General features: G+C 46.7%; 12 protein-coding genes. 7 read left to right on the top strand and 5 right to left on the bottom strand.

All coding sequences use genetic code 11. The features are described from left to right. Positions 1–202: 202 nt before the first annotated feature. Both SIN01_RS05785 and gltB read right to left on the bottom strand, forming a co-directional pair. On the bottom strand, positions 203–1,663 hold the full coding sequence (locus SIN01_RS05785; RefSeq protein ID WP_010024904.1) for a glutamate synthase subunit beta: 1,461 nt from the start codon (positions 1,661–1,663) through the stop codon (positions 203–205). Between the two features lie 54 nt (positions 1,664–1,717). Next, positions 1,718–6,268, bottom strand: a complete 4,551-nt coding sequence (gene gltB, locus SIN01_RS05780) for a glutamate synthase large subunit (RefSeq protein WP_047035482.1) — start codon at positions 6,266–6,268, stop codon at positions 1,718–1,720. Between the two features lie 181 nt (positions 6,269–6,449). Here gltB and gltC point away from each other — a divergent pair, with 181 nt between their 5' ends. Then, positions 6,450–7,358, top strand: coding sequence for a glutamate biosynthesis transcriptional regulator GltC (gltC, locus tag SIN01_RS05775; RefSeq protein ID WP_052766853.1), 909 nt, complete (start codon positions 6,450–6,452; stop codon positions 7,356–7,358). 95 nt (positions 7,359–7,453) lie between these two features. Here gltC and lipA read toward each other — a convergent pair whose 3' ends face one another. Together lipA and lipM are read right to left on the bottom strand one after the other, a co-directional pair. Beyond that, the gene (lipA, locus tag SIN01_RS05770; RefSeq protein WP_010026281.1) at positions 7,454–8,383 is read right to left on the bottom strand and encodes a lipoyl synthase; all 930 of its coding nucleotides are present in this window, start codon (positions 8,381–8,383) and stop codon (positions 7,454–7,456) included. Positions 8,384–8,428: 45 nt separating this feature from the next. Continuing rightward, positions 8,429–9,250: an octanoyltransferase LipM gene (lipM, locus tag SIN01_RS05765; RefSeq protein ID WP_010026280.1), complete on the bottom strand. Its 822-nt coding sequence runs from the start codon at positions 9,248–9,250 to the stop codon at positions 8,429–8,431. 380 nt (positions 9,251–9,630) lie between these two features. Here lipM and SIN01_RS05760 point away from each other — a divergent pair, with 380 nt between their 5' ends. From SIN01_RS05760 to thrB, 5 genes are all read left to right on the top strand, one after another. Beyond that, complete coding sequence (locus SIN01_RS05760; protein WP_010026279.1) at positions 9,631–12,684, top strand: DEAD/DEAH box helicase; 3,054 nt, start codon at positions 9,631–9,633, stop codon at positions 12,682–12,684. A gap of 1 nt (position 12,685) precedes the next feature. Further along, positions 12,686–13,273 carry a hypothetical protein gene (locus SIN01_RS05755; protein WP_010026278.1) on the top strand — a complete coding sequence of 196 codons (588 nt, stop codon included), beginning with the start codon at positions 12,686–12,688 and terminating at the stop codon, positions 13,271–13,273. 377 nt (positions 13,274–13,650) lie between these two features. Next, positions 13,651–14,937, top strand: a complete 1,287-nt coding sequence (locus tag SIN01_RS05750; protein WP_010026862.1) for a homoserine dehydrogenase — start codon at positions 13,651–13,653, stop codon at positions 14,935–14,937. A 5-nt stretch (positions 14,938–14,942) separates the two neighbouring features. Beyond that, positions 14,943–16,001: a threonine synthase gene (gene thrC, locus SIN01_RS05745; protein ID WP_010026861.1), complete on the top strand. Its 1,059-nt coding sequence runs from the start codon at positions 14,943–14,945 to the stop codon at positions 15,999–16,001. Then, positions 15,998–16,906, top strand: coding sequence for a homoserine kinase (thrB, locus tag SIN01_RS05740; protein WP_010026860.1), 909 nt, complete (start codon positions 15,998–16,000; stop codon positions 16,904–16,906). Before thrC ends, thrB begins: the two co-directional genes overlap by 4 nt. Before the next feature lie 190 nt (positions 16,907–17,096). Here the strand turns inward: thrB and SIN01_RS05735 are convergent, their stop codons facing one another. Further along, on the bottom strand, positions 17,097–17,939 hold the full coding sequence (locus SIN01_RS05735) for a MurR/RpiR family transcriptional regulator (protein ID WP_010026859.1): 843 nt from the start codon (positions 17,937–17,939) through the stop codon (positions 17,097–17,099). A gap of 340 nt (positions 17,940–18,279) precedes the next feature. On the opposite strand from SIN01_RS05735, the gene hisC reads away from it, so the two are divergent. Beyond that, the gene (hisC, locus tag SIN01_RS05730) at positions 18,280–19,377 is read left to right on the top strand and encodes a histidinol-phosphate transaminase (protein WP_010026857.1); all 1,098 of its coding nucleotides are present in this window, start codon (positions 18,280–18,282) and stop codon (positions 19,375–19,377) included. Positions 19,378–19,628 lie beyond the last annotated feature (251 nt).

Below are 19,628 nucleotides of genomic sequence, written 5' to 3'. Positions count from 1 at the left end.
ACGTATGCGTACTTAGCGAAAGTTCATTTGCTTAGCGAAAGTTCCTTTTTAATTAGCAGGGGTTCCTTTTACAATAGCGGAAGTTCCTTTTTAATTAGCAGCAGCTCCATTTTTATGCTGCTTATCGTTTTGAACGCAAAAAAAGGAGCGGCAAATCAAGATTGCCGCTCCTTAGTATCATACGCTCGAACTCACATTTTATTTAGTTTAGTACGGACAATTTCTTGTCCAGATACAGATCAACAGCCGCTGCTGCGCGGCGTCCTTCTTCGATTGCCCAGACGATCAGGCTGGCACCTCTGCGCGCATCACCTGCAGCAAAAATACCGTCTTTGCTTGTCTGATAACGAATCGTGTCCGCCTCAATCACACGGCCGGATGAATCACGTTTTACATCAAATGCGTCAAAGACTTGATCCTCCGCACCTTGGAAGCCAATCGCAATGAGTACAAGATCCGCGTTCCATGTTTTATGAGCAGCTGCACCGTTCGCCTCCTTTTTAAAGGAGCCTGTAAGCAGTTCTTTCACATGACCGTTATCGTCGCCCACAAATTTTTTCGTCTCCACATAGTATTCACGCGGATCATTGCCAAACACTTCTTCAGCGTCTTTGTAAGCATAGTCCACAGAAAAAACATTCGGGTGTTCCGGCCAAGGATTATTTTCAGCACGTTTTGCAGGCAGTTTACCGTGTTTGCCAAACTGAACGACACTTTTGCAGCCTTGACGAATCGCGGTTGCCACGCAGTCTTCACCGGTATCTCCGCCGCCAATCACGATCACATTTTTACCTTTGGCATCAAAATCATCGGCCAGTGGTTCCCCATAGAGCTGATTGCGGTTGCTCGCTGTCAAATAATCCATGGCTGGCGAAATACCTTTCAAAGCTCTGCCTTCAAGCGAAACTTCACGATGCTTGCCGGCGCCCGTGCAAAGAATCACTGCGCTATATGCTTCTTTTAACGAAGCCACACTGATTGTCTTGCCAACATCTGCATTCGTTTCAAAATGAATCCCTTCGTCTTTCAACAGCTGCACACGACGATCAACAACATCCTTCTCGATCTTCATGCTCGGAATGCCGTACATCAACAAGCCGCCGGGACGATCGGAACGTTCGAAAACGGTCACTTCATGCCCAATCTTGTTCAGCTGATCGGCGCAAGCAAGACCGGCCGGTCCGGAACCGATCACAGCGACCTTCTTTCCGGTACGCCGTTTCGGCGGCTTTGGTGTGATCCATCCTTCTTCAAAGGCGCGGTCAATAATTGCCCGCTCAATTGATTTAATAGACACCGAATCGCTGACAAGCCCTGCGGTACAGGAACCTTCACATGGCGCAGGACAGGCTCTTGAAGTAAATTCAGGAAAGTTATTTGTCTTAGCCAAACGTTCATAAGCTTCCTTCCACAAGCCATGATAAACCAGATCATTCCATTCCGGAATCAGGTTGTGGAGTGGGCATCCGGTCGTTCCTCGATTAATCACCGTGCCGATTTGGCAATACGGTGTCCCGCAATCCATACATCGCGCCGCTTGCTTTTTTACTTCTTTTTCCGTTAATGGAATCTTATATTCGTTCCAGTCACGAACACGCTCAACCGGTTTGCGTTCGCTTTGATTTTTTTTCTCTATGTTCATGAAACCCATTAATTGTCCCATGGTGTCCACCCCATCCTTTCAAAATTTATCCGTAGCATCAATTCGCTCGTATCGTTAAACCGTGAGATATGTGGAAGTACGGACGCTTAATTTTCCTTCTTTCTTCAAATAAAACGCCTCTTCCTGAGCCTGTTCAGCATCTAAGCCTTGTGCTTCATATCGCTCGATTTGTTCAAGCATCGCTTCATAATCGCGCGGAATTATTTTGATGATCCTTTGAATGGACGTTTTCCAATTTATGAGCGCTTGTTCTGCCTTTGGACTTCCGGTGTGATCGAGGTGATTCTTAATCAATTCATAAACCTCTGCTTGTTCCTTTTGGTCGGTAAGCGGCTCAATATTCACCATGTCCTTGTTAATCCGGTGAATGGTTTGATCTGGTGCACCATCAGGAAGAATATAAGCAATACCGCCCGACATGCCAGCGGCAAAATTACGCCCAATGGAACCGAGCACGACTACTTTACCGCCGGTCATATACTCGCATCCATTTTCACCGACTCCTTCAACAACAGCTTTTGCACCACTGTTGCGCACGCAGAAGCGTCCTCCTGCAGTACCGCGTACATAGGCTTCACCGCCGGTCGCTCCAAAAAGCGCCACATTTCCCATCATTGCTTGGGAGTCTGTATCAACGCCGATGATTTCTTCTGATTTGATGATTACTTTACCGCCGGATAATCCTTTTCCCACATAATCATTCGCATCACCGGTTAAATTCATTGTTACCCCTTTTGGGAGAAAGGCAGCGAAACTCTGTCCCGCACTCCCAGTAAACGAAAGGGTGATCGTGTCTTCAGGAAGACCCTTGCCACCGGTAGAGCGCGAGATGAAGTAGCCAAGCGTTGAGCCAACAGTTCGATCTGAATTTCTCAATTTGTAAACCAATTGAATCGGTTTCTTATTTTCAATCGTCGGCAAGCAGGTGGCTACCAGATTGCGTTCATCGAAGCGCCGGTCAACATGATGTTCCTGAGCGCGTGCGAAGAATCGTTTCGATACATCGCTTTCCGCTTGATAGAGCAGATCGGACAGATCCAAAGTACGTGCTTTCCAGTGATTATGCACTTCTTTTCTGATCCTTAGAAGATGCGCCTGACCGATGACCTCATCCAGTGAACGATAACCAAGATCCGCCAACTGTTCGCGAATATCGCGGGCGATAAAAGTCATAAAATGAACAATATGCTCCGGACTGCCCATAAAATTCTTGCGCAGTTCCGGGTTCTGCGTCGCAATGCCGACCGGACACGAATCCAAGTGACAAGCACGCATCATGACACAGCCGAGCACAACAAGAGGTGCGGTTGCAAAGCCAAATTCTTCAGCACCAAGGCAAGCTGCAATCAAAACATCGCGGCCGCTCATCAATTTCCCATCCGCTTCAACGTGGACGCGATCGCGAAGCCCGTTTTTCATCAAGGTTTGATGCGCTTCTGCCAATCCGATTTCCCAAGGCAGACCTGCATGCTTAATACTTGTTTTCGATGCTGCGCCTGTTCCACCGTCATGACCGCTAATTAAGATCACATCGGCCTTGCCTTTAGCAACACCCGCGGCAATTGTACCAACCCCGCCTTTTGCCACGAGTTTGACGCTAATTCTAGCTTTTGGATTACTTGATTTCAGATCATAGATCAGCTGTGCTAAATCTTCAATTGAATAAATATCATGATGCGGCGGCGGTGAGATCAAGGCCACACCGGTCGTCGCATGACGGGTGCGGGCGATCCACGGATAAACCTTCCCGGCAGGAAGCTGCCCGCCTTCGCCCGGTTTTGCGCCTTGCGCCATTTTAATTTGCAGTTCATCCGCTTCTGATAAATAGTAGCTGGTTACACCGAATCGTGCGGAAGCAACTTGTTTAATGGCACTCCGGCGCCAATTGCCATTCTCATCGCGGGTGAACCGTTCTGCATCCTCGCCGCCTTCACCACTGTTGCTCTTGCCTCCGATTCGATTCATGGCAATCGCCATTGATTCATGAGCTTCTTTGCTGATCGACCCATAGGACATAGCTCCCGTTTTAAACCGCTTGAGTATTTTTTCTACCGGTTCGACTTCATCAAGCGGAATCGGTTTGCGATCGCGTTCAAAAGTGAGCAGACTGCGGATCGTTGAAAATGGTGCTTGATCGACCATTTTTGCGTAATCTTTATACAATTTATAATCATTTGTACGCGCCGCTTGCTGCAAGGTATGCACAATCAGCGGATCAATCTTATGTTGCTCTCCTCCTTGGCGCCATTGAAGCGTACTTCCCGGATCAAGCGGCTTCATCTCCCCATGATCAAGTTCCTTAACAGCCGTCTCATGACGCATACGCATTTCCTGCTCAAGTTCTTCTAAACCGATCCCGCCAATTTGAGAAACCGTTCCGGCAAAGTACCGTTCGATCAAACGAGTTGATAACCCAAGCGCTTCAAAGGTTTGGGCGCCGCGGTAGCTTTGAATCGACGAAATACCGACTTTAGACATAATTTTTACGATACCGGCAACCAATGCTTTAATATAGTTCTGTTCTGCTTTCTCCTCATCCAAGTCAAGATGTTGCTCCTTAATCAAAGCGTGTACCGATTCAAGCGCCAGATATGGATGAATCGCATCGGCGCCGTAACCGAGCAGTGCAGCAACATGATGACTGTCTCTCGGTTCACCTGAATCAACAATTAAACTGATATGTGACCGCGTCCCCTGTTCAATCAGATGATGATGGAGTGCGCTGACTGCAAGCAGCGACGGGATCGCAAGATGTTTTTCATCAACACTTCGATCCGAGAGAACGATCAAATCAGCGCCTTCATGAATCACTTCATCGACATGAAGAATCAGCTGATCAACGGCTTTGAGAAGACCAAACGCACCATTATTTTCCGGATAGGTCAAATCAACCGTTTTTGCTTTTAACGTCTGGTGAAACAGATCTTGAAATGTTCTTCGATCAAGGATCGGGTGTTCGAGTCGAATTTGCGAGGTCACATGCTTGAGCGGATCAAGCAGACTAATCTGTGGCCCAAGCCATGTAATTTTCGACATCACGCGCGCCTCGCGAATCGCATCAATCGGCGGGTTTGTCACCTGTGAAAACCATTGTTTAAAATAATCGAATAATAGCTGAGATTTATTTGACAATACCGCCAGCGGGGTGTCGTTTCCCATCGCTCCGGTAGGCTCTTTACCCTGCTCAACCATGGGTTGAATCCCCTTGGTCACATCCTCATAGGTATAACCAAATACTTTTTGCTTGAAGAGTCGTGCATCGTCTGAAAGCAGCGGCGCCTTCCCATTGTCTCGATTTAGTTTCACAACTGATTTTTCCAGAATGTACCTGTAATCAGCTGAAGCGCAGACTTCCTTCTTCAACTCATCACTGGGAACAATGCGTTGTTTCTCCGTATCAATGAGCAGAAGCTGACCTGGCTTCAAATGACAGCGCTGTTTGATGTTTTCCGGTTTTAGATCGGTAACACCGACCTCCGATGAGAATACGACCTTGTCGTCATTAGTGATATAGTAACGTGCGGGACGCAGACCGTTGCGATCCAGAATGGCTCCGATTTGTTTGCCATTGCAGAAACCAAGTGCCATCGGCCCATCCCACGGTTCCATTGTTCTGCTGGTAAATTCATAGAAATCGCGAAGATATTCGGGTAGTTCACTGTCACCTTCCCAAGGTTCCGGAACCATCATCATGACGGCATGCGGCAACGAAAAACCATGGTACGTTAAAAATTCAAGCACATTATCAAAAATTGCAGAGTCGCTTCCTTCAGGATCAATGATCTGCGGCAGTTTTCCGCCGTCCAATCGTTTCGCCTTCGCATTAAACCAACTCATATTGCCGCGAATTGTATTAATTTCTCCGTTGTGGACAATCATTCGGTTCGGGTGAGCACGCTCCCAGCTTGGAAATGTATTCGTGCTGTAACGGGAATGCACTAAAGCAAGTGCCGAAACGAAACGTTCATCCTGCAAATCCGTATAAAAAGCCGAAACCTCTTTGGCACGCAACATCCCCTTGTAAACCAAGGTTTGGCTGGAGAGGCTGGCAACATAAATTTCATCCGTTAATTTTGCTTCAATTGCTTTTCTCAATAAATATAATTTTGAATCCAGTGCCGCACCTGCATCTTGATTGGCTGTACCAATGAACATTTGATACATGTACGGGGCCTTACTGCGCGCCAACGCACTGATTTCGTTTTCGTCAACCGGAACGTCGCGTTCCCCATAAAGCCTCAAATTTCGCGCAGCAATGCACGCTTTAATTTTTCCAATCGCAACCATACGGCTTGAGCGGTCTTGAGGCATGAAAAACATGCCGACGCCGTAGTGTCCTGCAGGAGGAAGATCAAAGCCGCATACCTCTTGAAAGAATCGGTCAGGGACTTGTACCAGTATCCCGGCTCCGTCACCTGTTTTTCCATCTGCAGCTTTACCTGCACGATGGTCAAGCCGAGCCAGCATTTCCAGTGCTGTTTTAACGATTTCGTTGGATGCTCGCCCTTTAATATCCGCATACATGCCAATCCCGCAAGCATCATGTTCAAATTGCGGACGATAAAGTCCTTCCGGTTTCTCTCTCGTCAGAGCTTTGCTCATCATAAACCTCATCCTTCCTTCTGTTCGCAATCACCCATCACATCTGTGTGAGTTTTCTGAATTCAATTATTCTATCTCTTTATAGGTCAAAAGTTTCGTGATTCAATTTTACTCTTTCATTATCGATCTTTACAATATATAATTTAGAATAAATTAATCTCATTTTTAGATGAATGAAGGTTGAATGATGGAATTAAGACAGATTTACTACTTTATGGAAGCTGCAAATCGAGAACATATTACGCAGGCATCCGAGGCGCTTCATGTGGCCCAATCGGCCATCAGCAGACAGATTGCATTGCTTGAAGATGAACTCGGTGTTCCGCTTTTTTCGCGAAAAGGAAGGAACATCCAGCTCACAAAAGCGGGCAAGATCTTTCTTGAGCATGCGGAACGAGGAATCAGCGAATTTGAGAAGGCCGAACAGAAGATCAAGGAATACCTCAATCCTGAAACAGGACTGATCCGTCTCGGTATTTCAACCAGCTTGTCCGTGCATACGCTGCCTATTGTCCTGCAAAAATTTCATAGCATCCATCCAGGCATTGATTTTCAGTTACACCAAGGGACCGTTCCCTATTTAATCAAATTAATCAGCCAAGGCAGCATCGATCTGGCCTTTGCTTCACCTGTCCCCAAACATCATGAACGGATACGGAGCAGCATCCTTTACACGGAACGAATGGTGCTTCTCATGCCGAAACGGCATAAAAAAGCCGGAAAGGGACCGATTGCGTTAAGTCAGTTAAAAAATGAGCGGTTTATTACCTTCAGAAGCAAGCTGTCGCTGCAAGAACTATTTCGCGATGCCTGCCGGCAAGCAGGATTTGCTCCGAATATTGTTTTCGAAGGCGAAGATATGGACACGATTAAAAGTCTTGTTTCATCTGATTTCGGTATTGCTTTAATGCCCGAAAACGCTGCCGCTTACAATCTACCGGAAACGATCGTGGCTGTCCCGCTCAGCACGCCGAAAATCTCACGCTCCGTAGGGGTCATTCGTCCACGTGAACGCGAGCTAGCACCGTCGGAACAGATTTTTTCGCAGTTTATCGACGCATTCTATGATCGGCTGCACCGATTCGGACAGTAACCGTACGTTTGCATTGCCCGATAATATTTTCCCACAAAATGGATACAGCAAGGGCGTCTCAAAGTCAACTACAGTCTTCAAGACGCCCTTGCTTCTTATTCCGTTCCGTTCTCGTTCTCTTCTTGTTGAATCAGCAAATCATGTCGGCGCCGTGAATCCTCGCCGACCTGTTCATCGGCGTGATACGATGATCGTGCGAGCGGACCTGCTTCACAATGTTTGAATCCTTTTGCCAATGCGATTTCCTTAAGTTCCGCGAACTCTTCCGGTGCGTAATAGCGCACCACATCCAAATGTTTTCGCGTCGGCTGCAAATACTGGCCAATGACCATAATATCCACATGATTGGCAAGAAGATCATCCATTGTTTCAACAATTTCTTCTTTCGTTTCGCCCAAGCCGACCATGATGCTTGATTTCACGGGCGTATTCGGACTCAGTTCCTTCACACGCTTCAATACAGCAAGCGAGCGATCATACGTTGCAATCGCCCGAACACGTTTGGTCAGTCTCCGAACGGTTTCAATATTATGATCAAAGATATCCGGTTTCGCATTCATCAGGGTCAGAATGCTTTCATCGTCGCCTTTCATATCCGAAGGAAGAACCTCAATGGTACAGTAAGGCGCTTTTCTGCGAATGGCACGAATCGTTTCAGCAAAGACATACGCCCCGCCATCCTTCAAGTCGTCACGAGCAACCGCAGTAACAACAACATGTCGCAATCGCATTTTAACAACCGAATCAGCGACTCGTTCCGGTTCACGCAGGTCCAGTTCCGTTGGTCTTCCTGTTTTCACCGCGCAAAATCGACATCCACGCGTACAAACATCGCCAAGAATCATAAACGTCGCGGTACGGCGCGTTGCCCAGCACTCATGAATGTTCGGACATTTTGCTTCTTCACAAACCGTGTGCAGTCGTTCCGTTCGCATCAATTGTTTGATTCCTCGATAATCTTGATTCGTATTCAGGCGAATTTTCAGCCATTCCGGTTTTCTGACATAGGTTCCGTGTTTGTTCATGTATCTTCCCCCTCTTTTCTTCGATGAATCTGCGGATTGCGCGTCTCATCTGGATCGGTTCCAAGCGTCCGTTTCGTATTTATTCTTTGCACGCTCGCGAACCATCTGCTCTTCTTCATCCGTTAATACGAGTTGGCGAAGGTTTATGTTCAAACCTTTTTCAAAACCATGATAAAAAGCCGTTTTCACTTCCTCCAGTGCCACTTTACGCCCAAGCAGTTCTTCAAGTGCAGCCGCTTTGCCTGTAAACGCCCGCTTCGCTCGCTCTTTCAGACGCGGATTGGCATAGGAGAAGCAATCAAACAGTTGATCCGTGTTGACACGGATCGGGATCGATCCGTGTTGAAGAATCATTCCTCGCTGCCTTGTTTGTGCACTCCCGGCAGCTTTTCGTCCCGCAACAATTAATTCATACCAGGAAGCTTCTTCAAAACAAACCGGCGAGTGCGCGCCGACCCGTTTGTCCTCAGGAATCGCCAGATCAGCATCCAGCCCTAATGCTCTGAATCCCTCAAGCAATCCCCTTGACAAAACCCGGTAGGCACCGACGACGGAATGCGGCATGTCCGGATAATCTTCAGGGATCACCACGCTGTAGGTTAATTCGTCATCATGCAGAACCGCCAGTCCTCCTGTCAGTCGGCGGACACAGGCAATGCCATGCGCCGTCGCACCGTCAAAGTCGATTCTTCCCGTCGTTTTTTGAAAATAGCCAATGGACAAACCGGGGGGATCCCAGCCGTAGAAGCGGAGCACAGGTTTTGTTCTTCCTTTTTCGCCGCATTCGAGCAAATACTCATCTAAGGCCATATTATAGGCCGGTGAATGGATCCCTGAGTCAATAAAATACCATTCCTGCTTACTCATCTGTACCTATCCCACCTTTGTCGCCAACCATCGAAAACAGCCAAAATGGGTTGTTTTTATTTCTCATAATCGTGTTTCTACTGATGTTAACGCTGTCATTTTCTAAGAAAAAGTTGTATAGAATTGAGCTTCAATGTGCCATACTGCATAAGTACTTTTATACTCCTATACTGAACTGTAACAAGAACTATCATAACAAGAAATTCGCTAAATTGCACGTTTTGAAAGCCGCGCGGAATCTTTTCAAATGCGTGTATCTCACCCGTCCATATGATACACTAATAGGATACGATCGAACGGCGACACACTGCAGCAGCGCGTCGATCTGTACTTTATTATCAGCGCGAAATTTAGGATCATGCTTAAGGAGATCTTTGTACATGGATCGTTTTTTTCAGATGACGTTTCTCCCCCATATTGAGAATACATGGAATTTTTTTTTCTGGGTGACAGACCGCGATGGCACCGCACTGCCTTTTCCTGAATCAAGCACTTTGCCTTCTTGGCTTTCCGAGACTTCCGATTATCCAACCTATCCCTACACGGCAACATTTATTGATGGAAAACAAGATCATGAGGTTGACGGAATCATCATGCCGATGGCTCACGCTTTTCGATTGATCCGTAGCGGTGTCCTTCAACCGGAACAAACGAATTCGTTCTACCCTGGACTGACCGTTCAATGGTTTCGGCAAATTTCCGAGGCTGTTGATAGTTTATTAGAAAACGGGCTATTTTATCCCTTTTTCTATCATTTGCGGCGCGGAAAAGATGAACAATGCTATTTCAGCACATGGATTCCGGATGCAGAACCGTTGCACGAAAGCGGCTTATTCAGCGATTGGTTGGGCCGATTGCCTCGTCTTGCCGTCTCTATTGATGAATTACAAGATCAAAAAGTACAGCAGTGGCTTTATTTAATTGTCATCTACTGGGTCAATGCCTTGATTCGAGAGGTGGCTACAGAAAATAGTCAGACCGACCGGCTTATATCAGCACAGGATCAGAACGCAGACAAAGCATCTGCGCGCGACGATTTGCTGCCGTCCAATGAAAAGGCATGGAAGATCACCCGCGACCCTGAGATGATTGAAACGCTGGATCGTCTTGAATTTGAATTGGCAGGATGGGTTCAGCCCGTGGCAACTCCATCCGCGCATGCGTGGATTCAGGCACTACTCGCGCTAAAACGTAAACAGATGGACGCTTACTTTGCACCGGAGAACGCAGAGATCGCACTGCATCCGATCGATCCCCACGATCTTTTTTCTCCAGGAGCGCAATGGAACTATTCAATCAGCCTTACGGGATGGCAAAGCGGCCGGCGTACCGTCCGTATTCCTGAAAATGATCCTCTGTCGTCGTTGAACGAGAGCAGCTGGCTTGCAAAACAGTTAACGTCCATTCAAGCAAAACTGCCGGCATCACTGATTTCTCTACTGAAACGCGCTTATACAGGCACCATGACCGTTGGGGAAATCTCTGAGCTTTATCAGAATGAAGAACTCTTGAAGCGCGTTTCAATACACGTCGTTTTTCCAAATGATCTTGAAATTCACGATGCATCGGACGTATCCGTGGATCTTGACATTGAACAGAAAAAAAGTCCTGGAGAAAGCTCCTTGTTCGGTTTGAATGCGCTCATCAGTTACAACTGGAGAATTGCCGTTGGAGATCTCGAATTCAGCAGTGAGGAATTCGCAACCCTTGTCCGTGCTAACCAGCCGTTTATTCATCACGGAAACCAGTGGATCCATTTACCGGTGAAGCAAATGATCAAAGCCTATGCGGAAATGGAAGATGCGCTCGATTTATTGAATCAGAGAGCAAATGTTTCCACAGCAATGAAGATCGAGGCAGCACGACGACGCAAACGCAAACCAAGCATTAAAGTCCATCTCAATAGCGAATTGGATAATTATTTGAGCCATTTATTTAAGCGCCCATCTCGAGCGATCGCCCTGCCCAACAGTTTTGTCGGCAAACTGCGTCCCTATCAGCAAAAAGGCTATACCTGGCTTGTTCATTTGCGCCACCAGAATGTCGGCGGTTGTCTGGCAGACGATATGGGCCTTGGCAAGACCGTGCAAGCCATCGCTTATTTGGACTATTGCAAACAGAACCCGGCACAACCGGCCCCTGATCAAACGGCCAAACGCGGGCCATCGTTAATTATCTGTCCGACATCGCTCGTTGCAAACTGGAGTCATGAGTGTGCCACCTTTTCCCCCAGTCTCGATGTCTATATTCATCATGGGACAAATCGACTGCATGGGCGCGCGCTCGATCAGCGTTTGCAGACCTGTGATGTGATGATCACCAGCTATGCGATCTATACAAAAGAAGCCGAACAGCTTGCCTATGAATGGAATTGCTGCATCCTTGATGAAGCCCAGGCGATCAAAAATCCGCATGCGCAAAAAACGCGGGCACTGCGCCATGTCAAAACCGTTCATCGGCTTGTTCTGACCGGCACACCGATTGAAAATCGCTTGGAAGAATTATGGTCAATCATGGAATTCTTAAATCCAGGCTACTTAGGCTCGCTTGATCGATTCCGAGCACGTTTTATTCAGCCGATCGAGAAGAAAAACAATCGTTCCAAAGCGACTCAACTGACACGCATGATTCAGCCGTTTCTCCTCCGCCGGGAAAAATCGGATAAACGGATCATTCGTGATCTTCCCGAAAAAATTGAAGCAAAACGCGTCTGCAATCTAACCAAAAATCAGGCATCGCTCTATCAGTCCGTTGTTGACAGACTGAAACAAAATGTCGGTGATACAGGCGGTATAAAAAGAAAGGGCCTAATTCTGTCTACGTTAACACGACTGAAACAGGTGTGCGATCATCCGGAACTGGTCAGCGACCTGGACCCTGCAGCCGGTGGAACGTCTGGAAAAATGGAGCTGTTGTTTGATATTCTCGATCCGCTCTTTGATCAGAATGAGAAAGTCTTGCTCTTTACTCAGTACGTCAAAATGGGTAGGATTCTTGTGGATAAGGTGCAGCAAAAATACCCGGATGCCGCTGTCTATTTTCTCCACGGCTCTTTAAGTGCCCATCAGCGTCAGCAGTTAATCACTGATTTTCAAAATAAAGAGAAGCGAAAAACGCTCTTCATTCTTTCATTGAAAGCAGGCGGAGTCGGACTTAACCTAACGGAGGCCGGCTATGTGATTCATTACGATCGTTGGTGGAATCCTGCTGTGGAAGAACAGGCGACCGATCGCGCCTACCGAATTGGCCAGAAGCATAATGTTTATGTCTATAAATTGATTTGCGAGGGTACGCTGGAAGAACGGATTGATTTGCTGATTGAACGAAAAAAAGGCTTACAGAAACAAGTTTTGAGCGGCGGCGAGGGGTGGCTGACCGAGATGAGCGATCAGGAACTTTTCGATTTAATCCAGCTGCATGAAGGAGTGGTCTAATATGGTTCGACGCATTACATTTCGCAATGCCAGACTCGCGCACTGGCTTTCCGACTTTGCGGCAACACTTCCGCAAAATATATTCGAACGGGGGATCATGCTTTATGATCGGCACCGGGTTTGGGATTATCACGCCTCGCAGAATGGTCTGCATGCAAGCGTAGAAGATCTGCACAACAGCTTTTATCAAGTTGAAATCAAATGGAGTAACGCTGCAGGCGAAGCAGCAGAGCTGCCCAATCCTAATGCGGCTTCCGTTACCTGCAGCTGCGCCTCTGCGGCACACTTCTGCGCGCATAGCACCGCAGTTGTGCTCTATTGGATCATGAGGATGGATCGAGCCGGAACCATAAGTGAATCTGAAACGGCAGTTGATCAAGGCGACAGCCCTGCTTACCAAGCGCTCGAGTCGAAAATGAAACGACTCGCTTCAAAGGCTACGCCAAGCGTTCAAAGGCTGGATGCAACGAAACTTTCCAGTCAACCAGAATTGCAGAACCAGCTTGAGAGGATGGTTCGTCAGGTCATGACCCGAGATCAGCAAACTTCTCATCAGCCAACAGAAACGAGCCATTCTTCTCCGCAGTGAGACACTAAAGAAAGCGATTCATCTTACCGCTTAGCTTCTCGCAAAGCTTGAAGCGGGAGACTTCTCGCCAAAATGTTGTTAAAATCATTTTCCTCCATCGCAAACACTCCCCTTACCCATCATCAACTTACTTCCCCTCCCCCTCTCTTTTTTCTCAAGAGAACAAAAATTTGCTTATTTCCTAACCGTTCAGTCACATTTGACAGCGAATCCTGTCTTGTTGTCAGGCTTGCTTCGGGTTATAATGCAAATTACATAATGTCGTCTCTTATTAACTGAAAAATAAAAAAGTGCGGACAGTTTCATGAATTGTTCATGGGTTGCGATGCCGTCACATAGTTGGTGAGACGATGTGATGATTTGAGGAGTGATAAGAATTGAAGAAGGTGTCCGTAGGCTTGCTTGGATTCGGAACCGTCGGTACAGGCGTGGTCAGGCTGCTCACCAAAGATAAAGAGCGGCTTGAAGAACGTACAGGCTGCCAGATCCAATTAGAGAAAATACTTGTCCGCAATAAGAACAGGGCGAGGAAAGTACTCATTGATAACCGTAAACTCACTACAGATGTCTATGAAATTCTTGACAATCCTAAGATTAATGTAATTATTGAATTGATTGGCGGGATCGACCAAGCATACCGCTATATTCTTCGTGCGTTGAAAAATAAGAAAAACGTCATCACTGCAAACAAGGATCTGATGGCATCCTACGGCGAAGAACTGCTGCTCGAAGCACGCACGAACCACTGCGACCTGTACTACGAGGCAAGCGTTGCGGGCGGCATCCCGATCCTCCGCACATTGACTGACAGTCTGGCTTCCGACCGTATAAATAAAATGATTGGTATCGTCAACGGAACAACAAACTACATTTTAAGCAAAATGAGTTCGGAAGGATTGTCCTATGAGAAAGCTCTCTCATCAGCGCAGCGGCTCGGTTTCGCAGAATCTGATCCGACTTCGGATGTGGAAGGTTTAGATGCCGCCCGAAAAATGGTCATTCTCAGCCACCTTGCCTATTCCATTCCGGTCCAGCTGGCCGATGTAAGCATTAAGGGAATTACAGATGTCACACGCGAGGACATTCAATTTGCCAAAAAACTGGGCTACACGATTAAACTTGTCGGTGTATCCGAAGTCAGCAATGGTGCGATCGATATTCGCGTCGAGCCGACCCTCTTGCCGGACCTTCATCCGCTTGCATCCGTTGAAAATGAAAACAACGCGATTTATGTCCACAGTGAAGCGCTTGGGCAGACGATGTACTACGGTGCCGGTGCCGGTGAAGGCCCGACCGCTGTTTCCGTCGTTTCTGATCTGATTTCAGTTGCGCGCAACATTGCTTTAAATGTGACCGGCAATCATATTTTTATTCCGAAGAAAGAGCTTCACTCACGCAAGGACAGTCTTGTTGAAAGCCAATTCTTTATTCGCATGCATATGAAGGATGAACCTGGTTCATTTTCCAAACTTACCGATCTTTTTCGTGAACAGAGCATCAGCTTGGGCAAGCTCTATCAAGAGCCGATTCCGAGCAGCGACGTTGCTGAGGTTGCGATCATCACCCACATCACCAATAAAGTGCTTTTCGAGAATTCCTTTGCGATGCTTAAAAAATTAGATGTCGTCGTAAATGCCAAATACTTCCGTGTTGAAAGGGGCTAAGAATCATGGCTTGGAAAGGATTAATGGAAAAATATAAGGACGTTTTGCCGGTTACAGACAAAACGCCTCGTTTGACGCTGCTCGAAGGAAACACACCGCTCATACCGCTCGAGAAACTATCAAAGAAATTAGGATGCGAGATTTACGGAAAATTTGAGGGACTTAACCCGACAGGCAGTTTCAAGGATCGCGGCATGTTTCTTGCTGTCGCAAAAGCGAAAGAAAACGGAAGCACCGGGGTCATCTGCGCATCCACCGGAAATACTTCGGCATCCGCGGCCGCTTACAGCGCGCGCGCAGGTATGAACTGCATTATTGTCATACCAAAAGGGAAAATTGCACTCGGAAAATTAGCACAATCCGTGATGTACGGTGCGAAAATATTCGAAGTGAACGGAAACTTTGACCAAGCCCTTGATATTGTCCGCTACACCGGAAAGCATTCCGAATTAGCGATCGTCAATTCAATCAACCCGTTCCGTCTTGAAGGACAGAAAACCGGTGCGTATGAAATAGTTGACCAATTGGGCGAAGCACCGGATGTTCTTTGCATCCCGGTCGGTAACGCAGGAAATATTTCCGCCTACTGGAAAGGATTTAAAGAATTGCGCGATGCGAAGCAGATCGAAGCTCCGGAAATTCACGGATTTGAAGCTGAAGGATCGGCCGCAATCGTGAAAAATAAAGTGATCGAGCATCCGGAAACGGTTGCGACTGCAATTCGAATCGGTAACCCGGCAAGCTGGAAATTAGCCGTAGCAGCCGAGCAGGAATCCGGAGGAGAAATTGATTCGGTCACTGACGATGAGATCATTGCTGCGTATAAATTAATCGCACGGACTGAGGGCGTTTTTGCAGAACCCGCATCCTGCGCATCCATTGCCGGTCTGATCAAGCATGTTGAAGCTGGCAAAATTAAAAAAGGTTCGAAAATTGTCTGTATCTTGACAGGTAACGGATTAAAAGATCCGGCAACTGCTATGGATACGTTGACCATCGAACCAACAATTATCGGCGCTGACCCTTCTGCTGTTGTCGACCATCTACAGCAGGTGTCACAATGAGCAAGCCTTCAACCTTTCAGATTAAAGTACCCGGGAGTACGGCGAATCTTGGTCCCGGGTTCGATTCAATCGGTATGGCTGTAAACCGCTATCTGCTTCTGGAAGCGGATAAATCGGAGAATTGGTCGTTTCACTATCTCGATCAGCCCAAGTTCCGCCCTGCTCTGGAAAGTAACTTAATTTACGTTACCGCAAAGAAAATTGCCGACGAGTATGGGAGAACACTTCCTGCCTATTCTGTGAACGTACGAAATGAAATTCCGCTCTCTCGCGGGCTGGGCAGCAGCGGTTCGGCAATTATCGCAGGTATTGAGCTTGCCGACTTTTTGCTTGATCTCAAACTTTCTATTGATGAGAAATTATGGATTGCTTGTCGTGCGGAAGGTCATCCCGATAACGTTTCTGCTTCGTTGTATGGTGGGCTTGTGATTTCATCTCAGTCTCAAACGAAGGTAACCAGTATGTGTTTACCCGCACCGGATTACGATTTTGTCACGGTCATTCCAAATTTCGAGCTAAAAACGAGCGATGCGCGCAAAGCCCTCCCTCGATCTCTGTCCTTCAAGCAGGCCGTTGAAGCGAGCAGTGTCGGCAATGTTCTGGTTGCTGCACTGCTCAGCGGAGATGGGAAAAAAGCAGGACAGATGATGGAGAGCGATAAATTTCATCAACCTTATCGCGCAAATTTAATCCCATGTATGGATAAAATCGTACGTCTTGCTCATGCAAACGGCGCCTATGGAACCTTTTTAAGCGGCGCAGGGCCTACAGTAATGTCGCTCACCGAACGCAGTATGAGCAGTACATTATGCAACCTGCTGCGCGATGCATTCGCTGATTATGAATGCACGGTACTAAGGCCCGTAAATGACGGTGTACGTATTACAATTCCAGCAGAAAAATAATCAGCCAAGCATCTTTACTAAATAGAAACCTCCTTATTGTCCAAACTAAAGGCAATAAGGAGGTTTTTTTATGAAAGTACGCATTGGATGGTCGTTTATCTTCTTCTTTGCGTTGATCTTAATTGGATTGTATATTGTTTATCTAATCTTAGGCTCGCACTGACGAAATCGTTTTCATTATTTCCCAAACTCATCCCTGTAAAAGCATGCTGCTGTGCGCGTCGTCGCTCAACTGTGCTTCTTTTCGCTGATTCATCACACTCACAAACAGCGCGTCGATGAGCGTCATTTGTGCTGCGCGGGCAACATAAGACTCTGAGCGAAAGTCAGTCGGTACAGCAACTGTATGAAGCGAAACATCCATTAATTCGCCCAGTGCGGATTTCATGAATCCGGTAATGCCGATCGCCGGACATTTCTTTTGTTTCACCATTTTTGCTACTTGAACCAAATGCTTATCCATTGCTGAATAGGAGATGAATACGGCAGCATCTAGATTGGATAGTTGTGCGGCAGACAACATCTGAAATTCTCCGTCATTTGGCGCAGACGTCATCACACCGGCACGAACAAATTTACGATGCGCTTCTTGAGCAATAAGTGCGGAACCGCTGCTGCCAAACAAGGCAACACGATTTGAATGGGTCAAGATGCGAACGGCCTTTTTAAAATCCGTACGGTTCAAAATCTGATACGTATTTTCCAAGGTACGGATGTTGTCTTGAAAGACTTGCTCGGCGAGTTTCATCATTTCATCATTCGACTCACTCTTAATTGTTTCATCGAAACGTTGACTGCGGGCAATGTCCGAGGCAAGCACGATTTTCATTTCCTGAAAGCCCTTAAAGTCGAGACGTCGGCAAAAGCGAAAAACGGCTGCATCCGCAACCTTAATTCGTGCCGATACTTGGTTAATGCTGCTGTGAATCGTTTCTTTTGGATGATTTAATATATAGTCGGCAATTCTTCGTTCCTTTTCACTCAGATGTGGATAGGCGGACTGAATACGTACGATACATTGACTCTCCGTCATGTTTTATCCCTCCCTATACTATAAATCCATTGTACATCAAACGCTTTCATTTGAAAATAAATTTCCGTGAAACGCTTTCATTTTTTTGTTTTTCGTATTCTTTTTCGTCTTCGGTCGTTCTTTCCGTGCAGCTTTTTCTCGTTCTACACAAGCGTCATGTCAGCCATTGTCACGCCTTCTTTACAAATTCACCTGTTCCATGTTTAAATGATGAAGACTGGCGAAGTGCGTGCATCCTAGCGAATTGCTGGGAGCAAAGTGCAGAGCGGCACAAAAAAACTAATGCCAGGTTTGACAAAATGAGAGAAACTAGAACTGAACGAGGGGTGGAGTGATCATTATGTTTAAAAAGTCTCTTCAAAATCTCCGTGCCTATAATCCTGGGCCGTCTGTTGAAGAAATAAAGAAAATGTACGGCTTATCTCGCGTCGTTAAACTCGATTCCAATGAAAATGTCTATGGGGCTTCCCCAAATGTGCGCAAGGCGATTACCATGGACGCATTGCTTCCAGAACTCTATCCGGATTGTCAGGATCTAGACCTTAGGCTGGAACTTTCTCGGCGACTTGGCCCGGCCCCGCAACAATTTCTTTTCGGAACCGGTCTCGATGAAATTATCGTTTTAATCAGCAGAGCTTTTCTTGAACCTGGAAATAGTATCGTTATGGCTTGGCCGACGTTCTATGAATACTATTGTCATGCACAAATTGAAGGAGCAGATACGCGCAAAGTCCCTTGCCGACCAGACGGAAAACACGATTGGAAGGCGATGCTTCAGGCAATCGATGAAACGACGAAAGTCGTCTGGATCTGTAATCCGAATAACCCGACAGGCACTTATCTAACGAAAAAGGAACTTGATCAATTCATCGACTCCGTTCCAAGCAATGTCCTGGTCGTTCTGGATGAAGCCTATATCGACTTTGTCACAGCAGAGGATTTTCCTAACGGACTGGACTATTTGAATGACTATGAAAATGTACTCGTTCTTAGAACCTTTTCTAAGGCTTATGGTCTGGCATCGTTTCGAATCGGTTACGCAATCGGCAGCTTGACTGTGATTAATGAACTAGACAAAGTACGTCCTCCTTTTAACAATCCAAGATTAAGCCAAGTGGCCGCACTGACTGCGCTCAAAGATGATTCGTTCAAGGAAAACTGCTTACGTAAAAACCAGGAAGTCATGGCCATGACCACCGCCTTTCTTAAGAAAAAAGGGATTCGTTACGATGAATCTCAAGCCAACTTCATCTTCATTCGCGTCAATGAACCAAAGCAAATTGCGTTGATTTGCAAGCAGAACGGCTTTCTGATTAATCCTTTTGAAGATGGTGTGCGTGTGACTCTGGGAAAAATGGAAGACATGAAACACTTTTTGAAACGGCTTGAATCGGCTATTGACGGGACATCGGCACTGGTCAGCAGCAAGAAGGAATAATTTTTCCAGAAAGAATTAAACGATTTTTCTTTACAAATTGTCAGATAGAAGTTACAATTTAGACACAATCAAGCAAACAATTTAATAAGAACTTGCGATGATGGAGACAACAAGCGTTTGCCCGCGCGTTGCAGAGAGCCGGTGCAAGGCTGGAAACCGGTACGCACAACAATCGCTTGAGCACTCCGAAGCAAATGAGCGGAACATTGATTCACGCTGAACCATGAGAATCAATTAGTATGCACATTCGG

Source organism: Sporolactobacillus inulinus, assembly GCF_006539285.1.
In the GTDB taxonomy this organism is placed as follows: domain Bacteria; phylum Bacillota; class Bacilli; order Bacillales; family Sporolactobacillaceae; genus Sporolactobacillus; species Sporolactobacillus inulinus.
Note: the sequence above shows the minus strand (reverse complement) of the source record. Positions and strands in the feature narration are given on the sequence as shown.

What these genes read in the sequence shown, in the direction of transcription:
- gltB (WP_047035482.1), bottom strand. Translation starts at nt 6,268, where the DNA reads ATGATGAGCAAAGCTCTGACGAGAGAGAAACCGGAAGGACTTTATCGT.
- SIN01_RS05785 (WP_010024904.1), bottom strand. Translation starts at nt 1,663, where the DNA reads ATGGGACAATTAATGGGTTTCATGAACATAGAGAAAAAAAATCAAAGC.
- thrC (WP_010026861.1), top strand. Translation starts at nt 14,943, where the DNA reads ATGGCTTGGAAAGGATTAATGGAAAAATATAAGGACGTTTTGCCGGTT.
- lipM (WP_010026280.1), bottom strand. Translation starts at nt 9,250, where the DNA reads ATGAGTAAGCAGGAATGGTATTTTATTGACTCAGGGATCCATTCACCG.
- gltC (WP_052766853.1), top strand. Translation starts at nt 6,450, where the DNA reads ATGATGGAATTAAGACAGATTTACTACTTTATGGAAGCTGCAAATCGA.
- SIN01_RS05735 (WP_010026859.1), bottom strand. Translation starts at nt 17,939, where the DNA reads ATGACGGAGAGTCAATGTATCGTACGTATTCAGTCCGCCTATCCACAT.
- lipA (WP_010026281.1), bottom strand. Translation starts at nt 8,383, where the DNA reads ATGAACAAACACGGAACCTATGTCAGAAAACCGGAATGGCTGAAAATT.
- SIN01_RS05760 (WP_010026279.1), top strand. Translation starts at nt 9,631, where the DNA reads ATGGATCGTTTTTTTCAGATGACGTTTCTCCCCCATATTGAGAATACA.
- hisC (WP_010026857.1), top strand. Translation starts at nt 18,280, where the DNA reads ATGTTTAAAAAGTCTCTTCAAAATCTCCGTGCCTATAATCCTGGGCCG.
- SIN01_RS05755 (WP_010026278.1), top strand. Translation starts at nt 12,686, where the DNA reads ATGGTTCGACGCATTACATTTCGCAATGCCAGACTCGCGCACTGGCTT.
- thrB (WP_010026860.1), top strand. Translation starts at nt 15,998, where the DNA reads ATGAGCAAGCCTTCAACCTTTCAGATTAAAGTACCCGGGAGTACGGCG.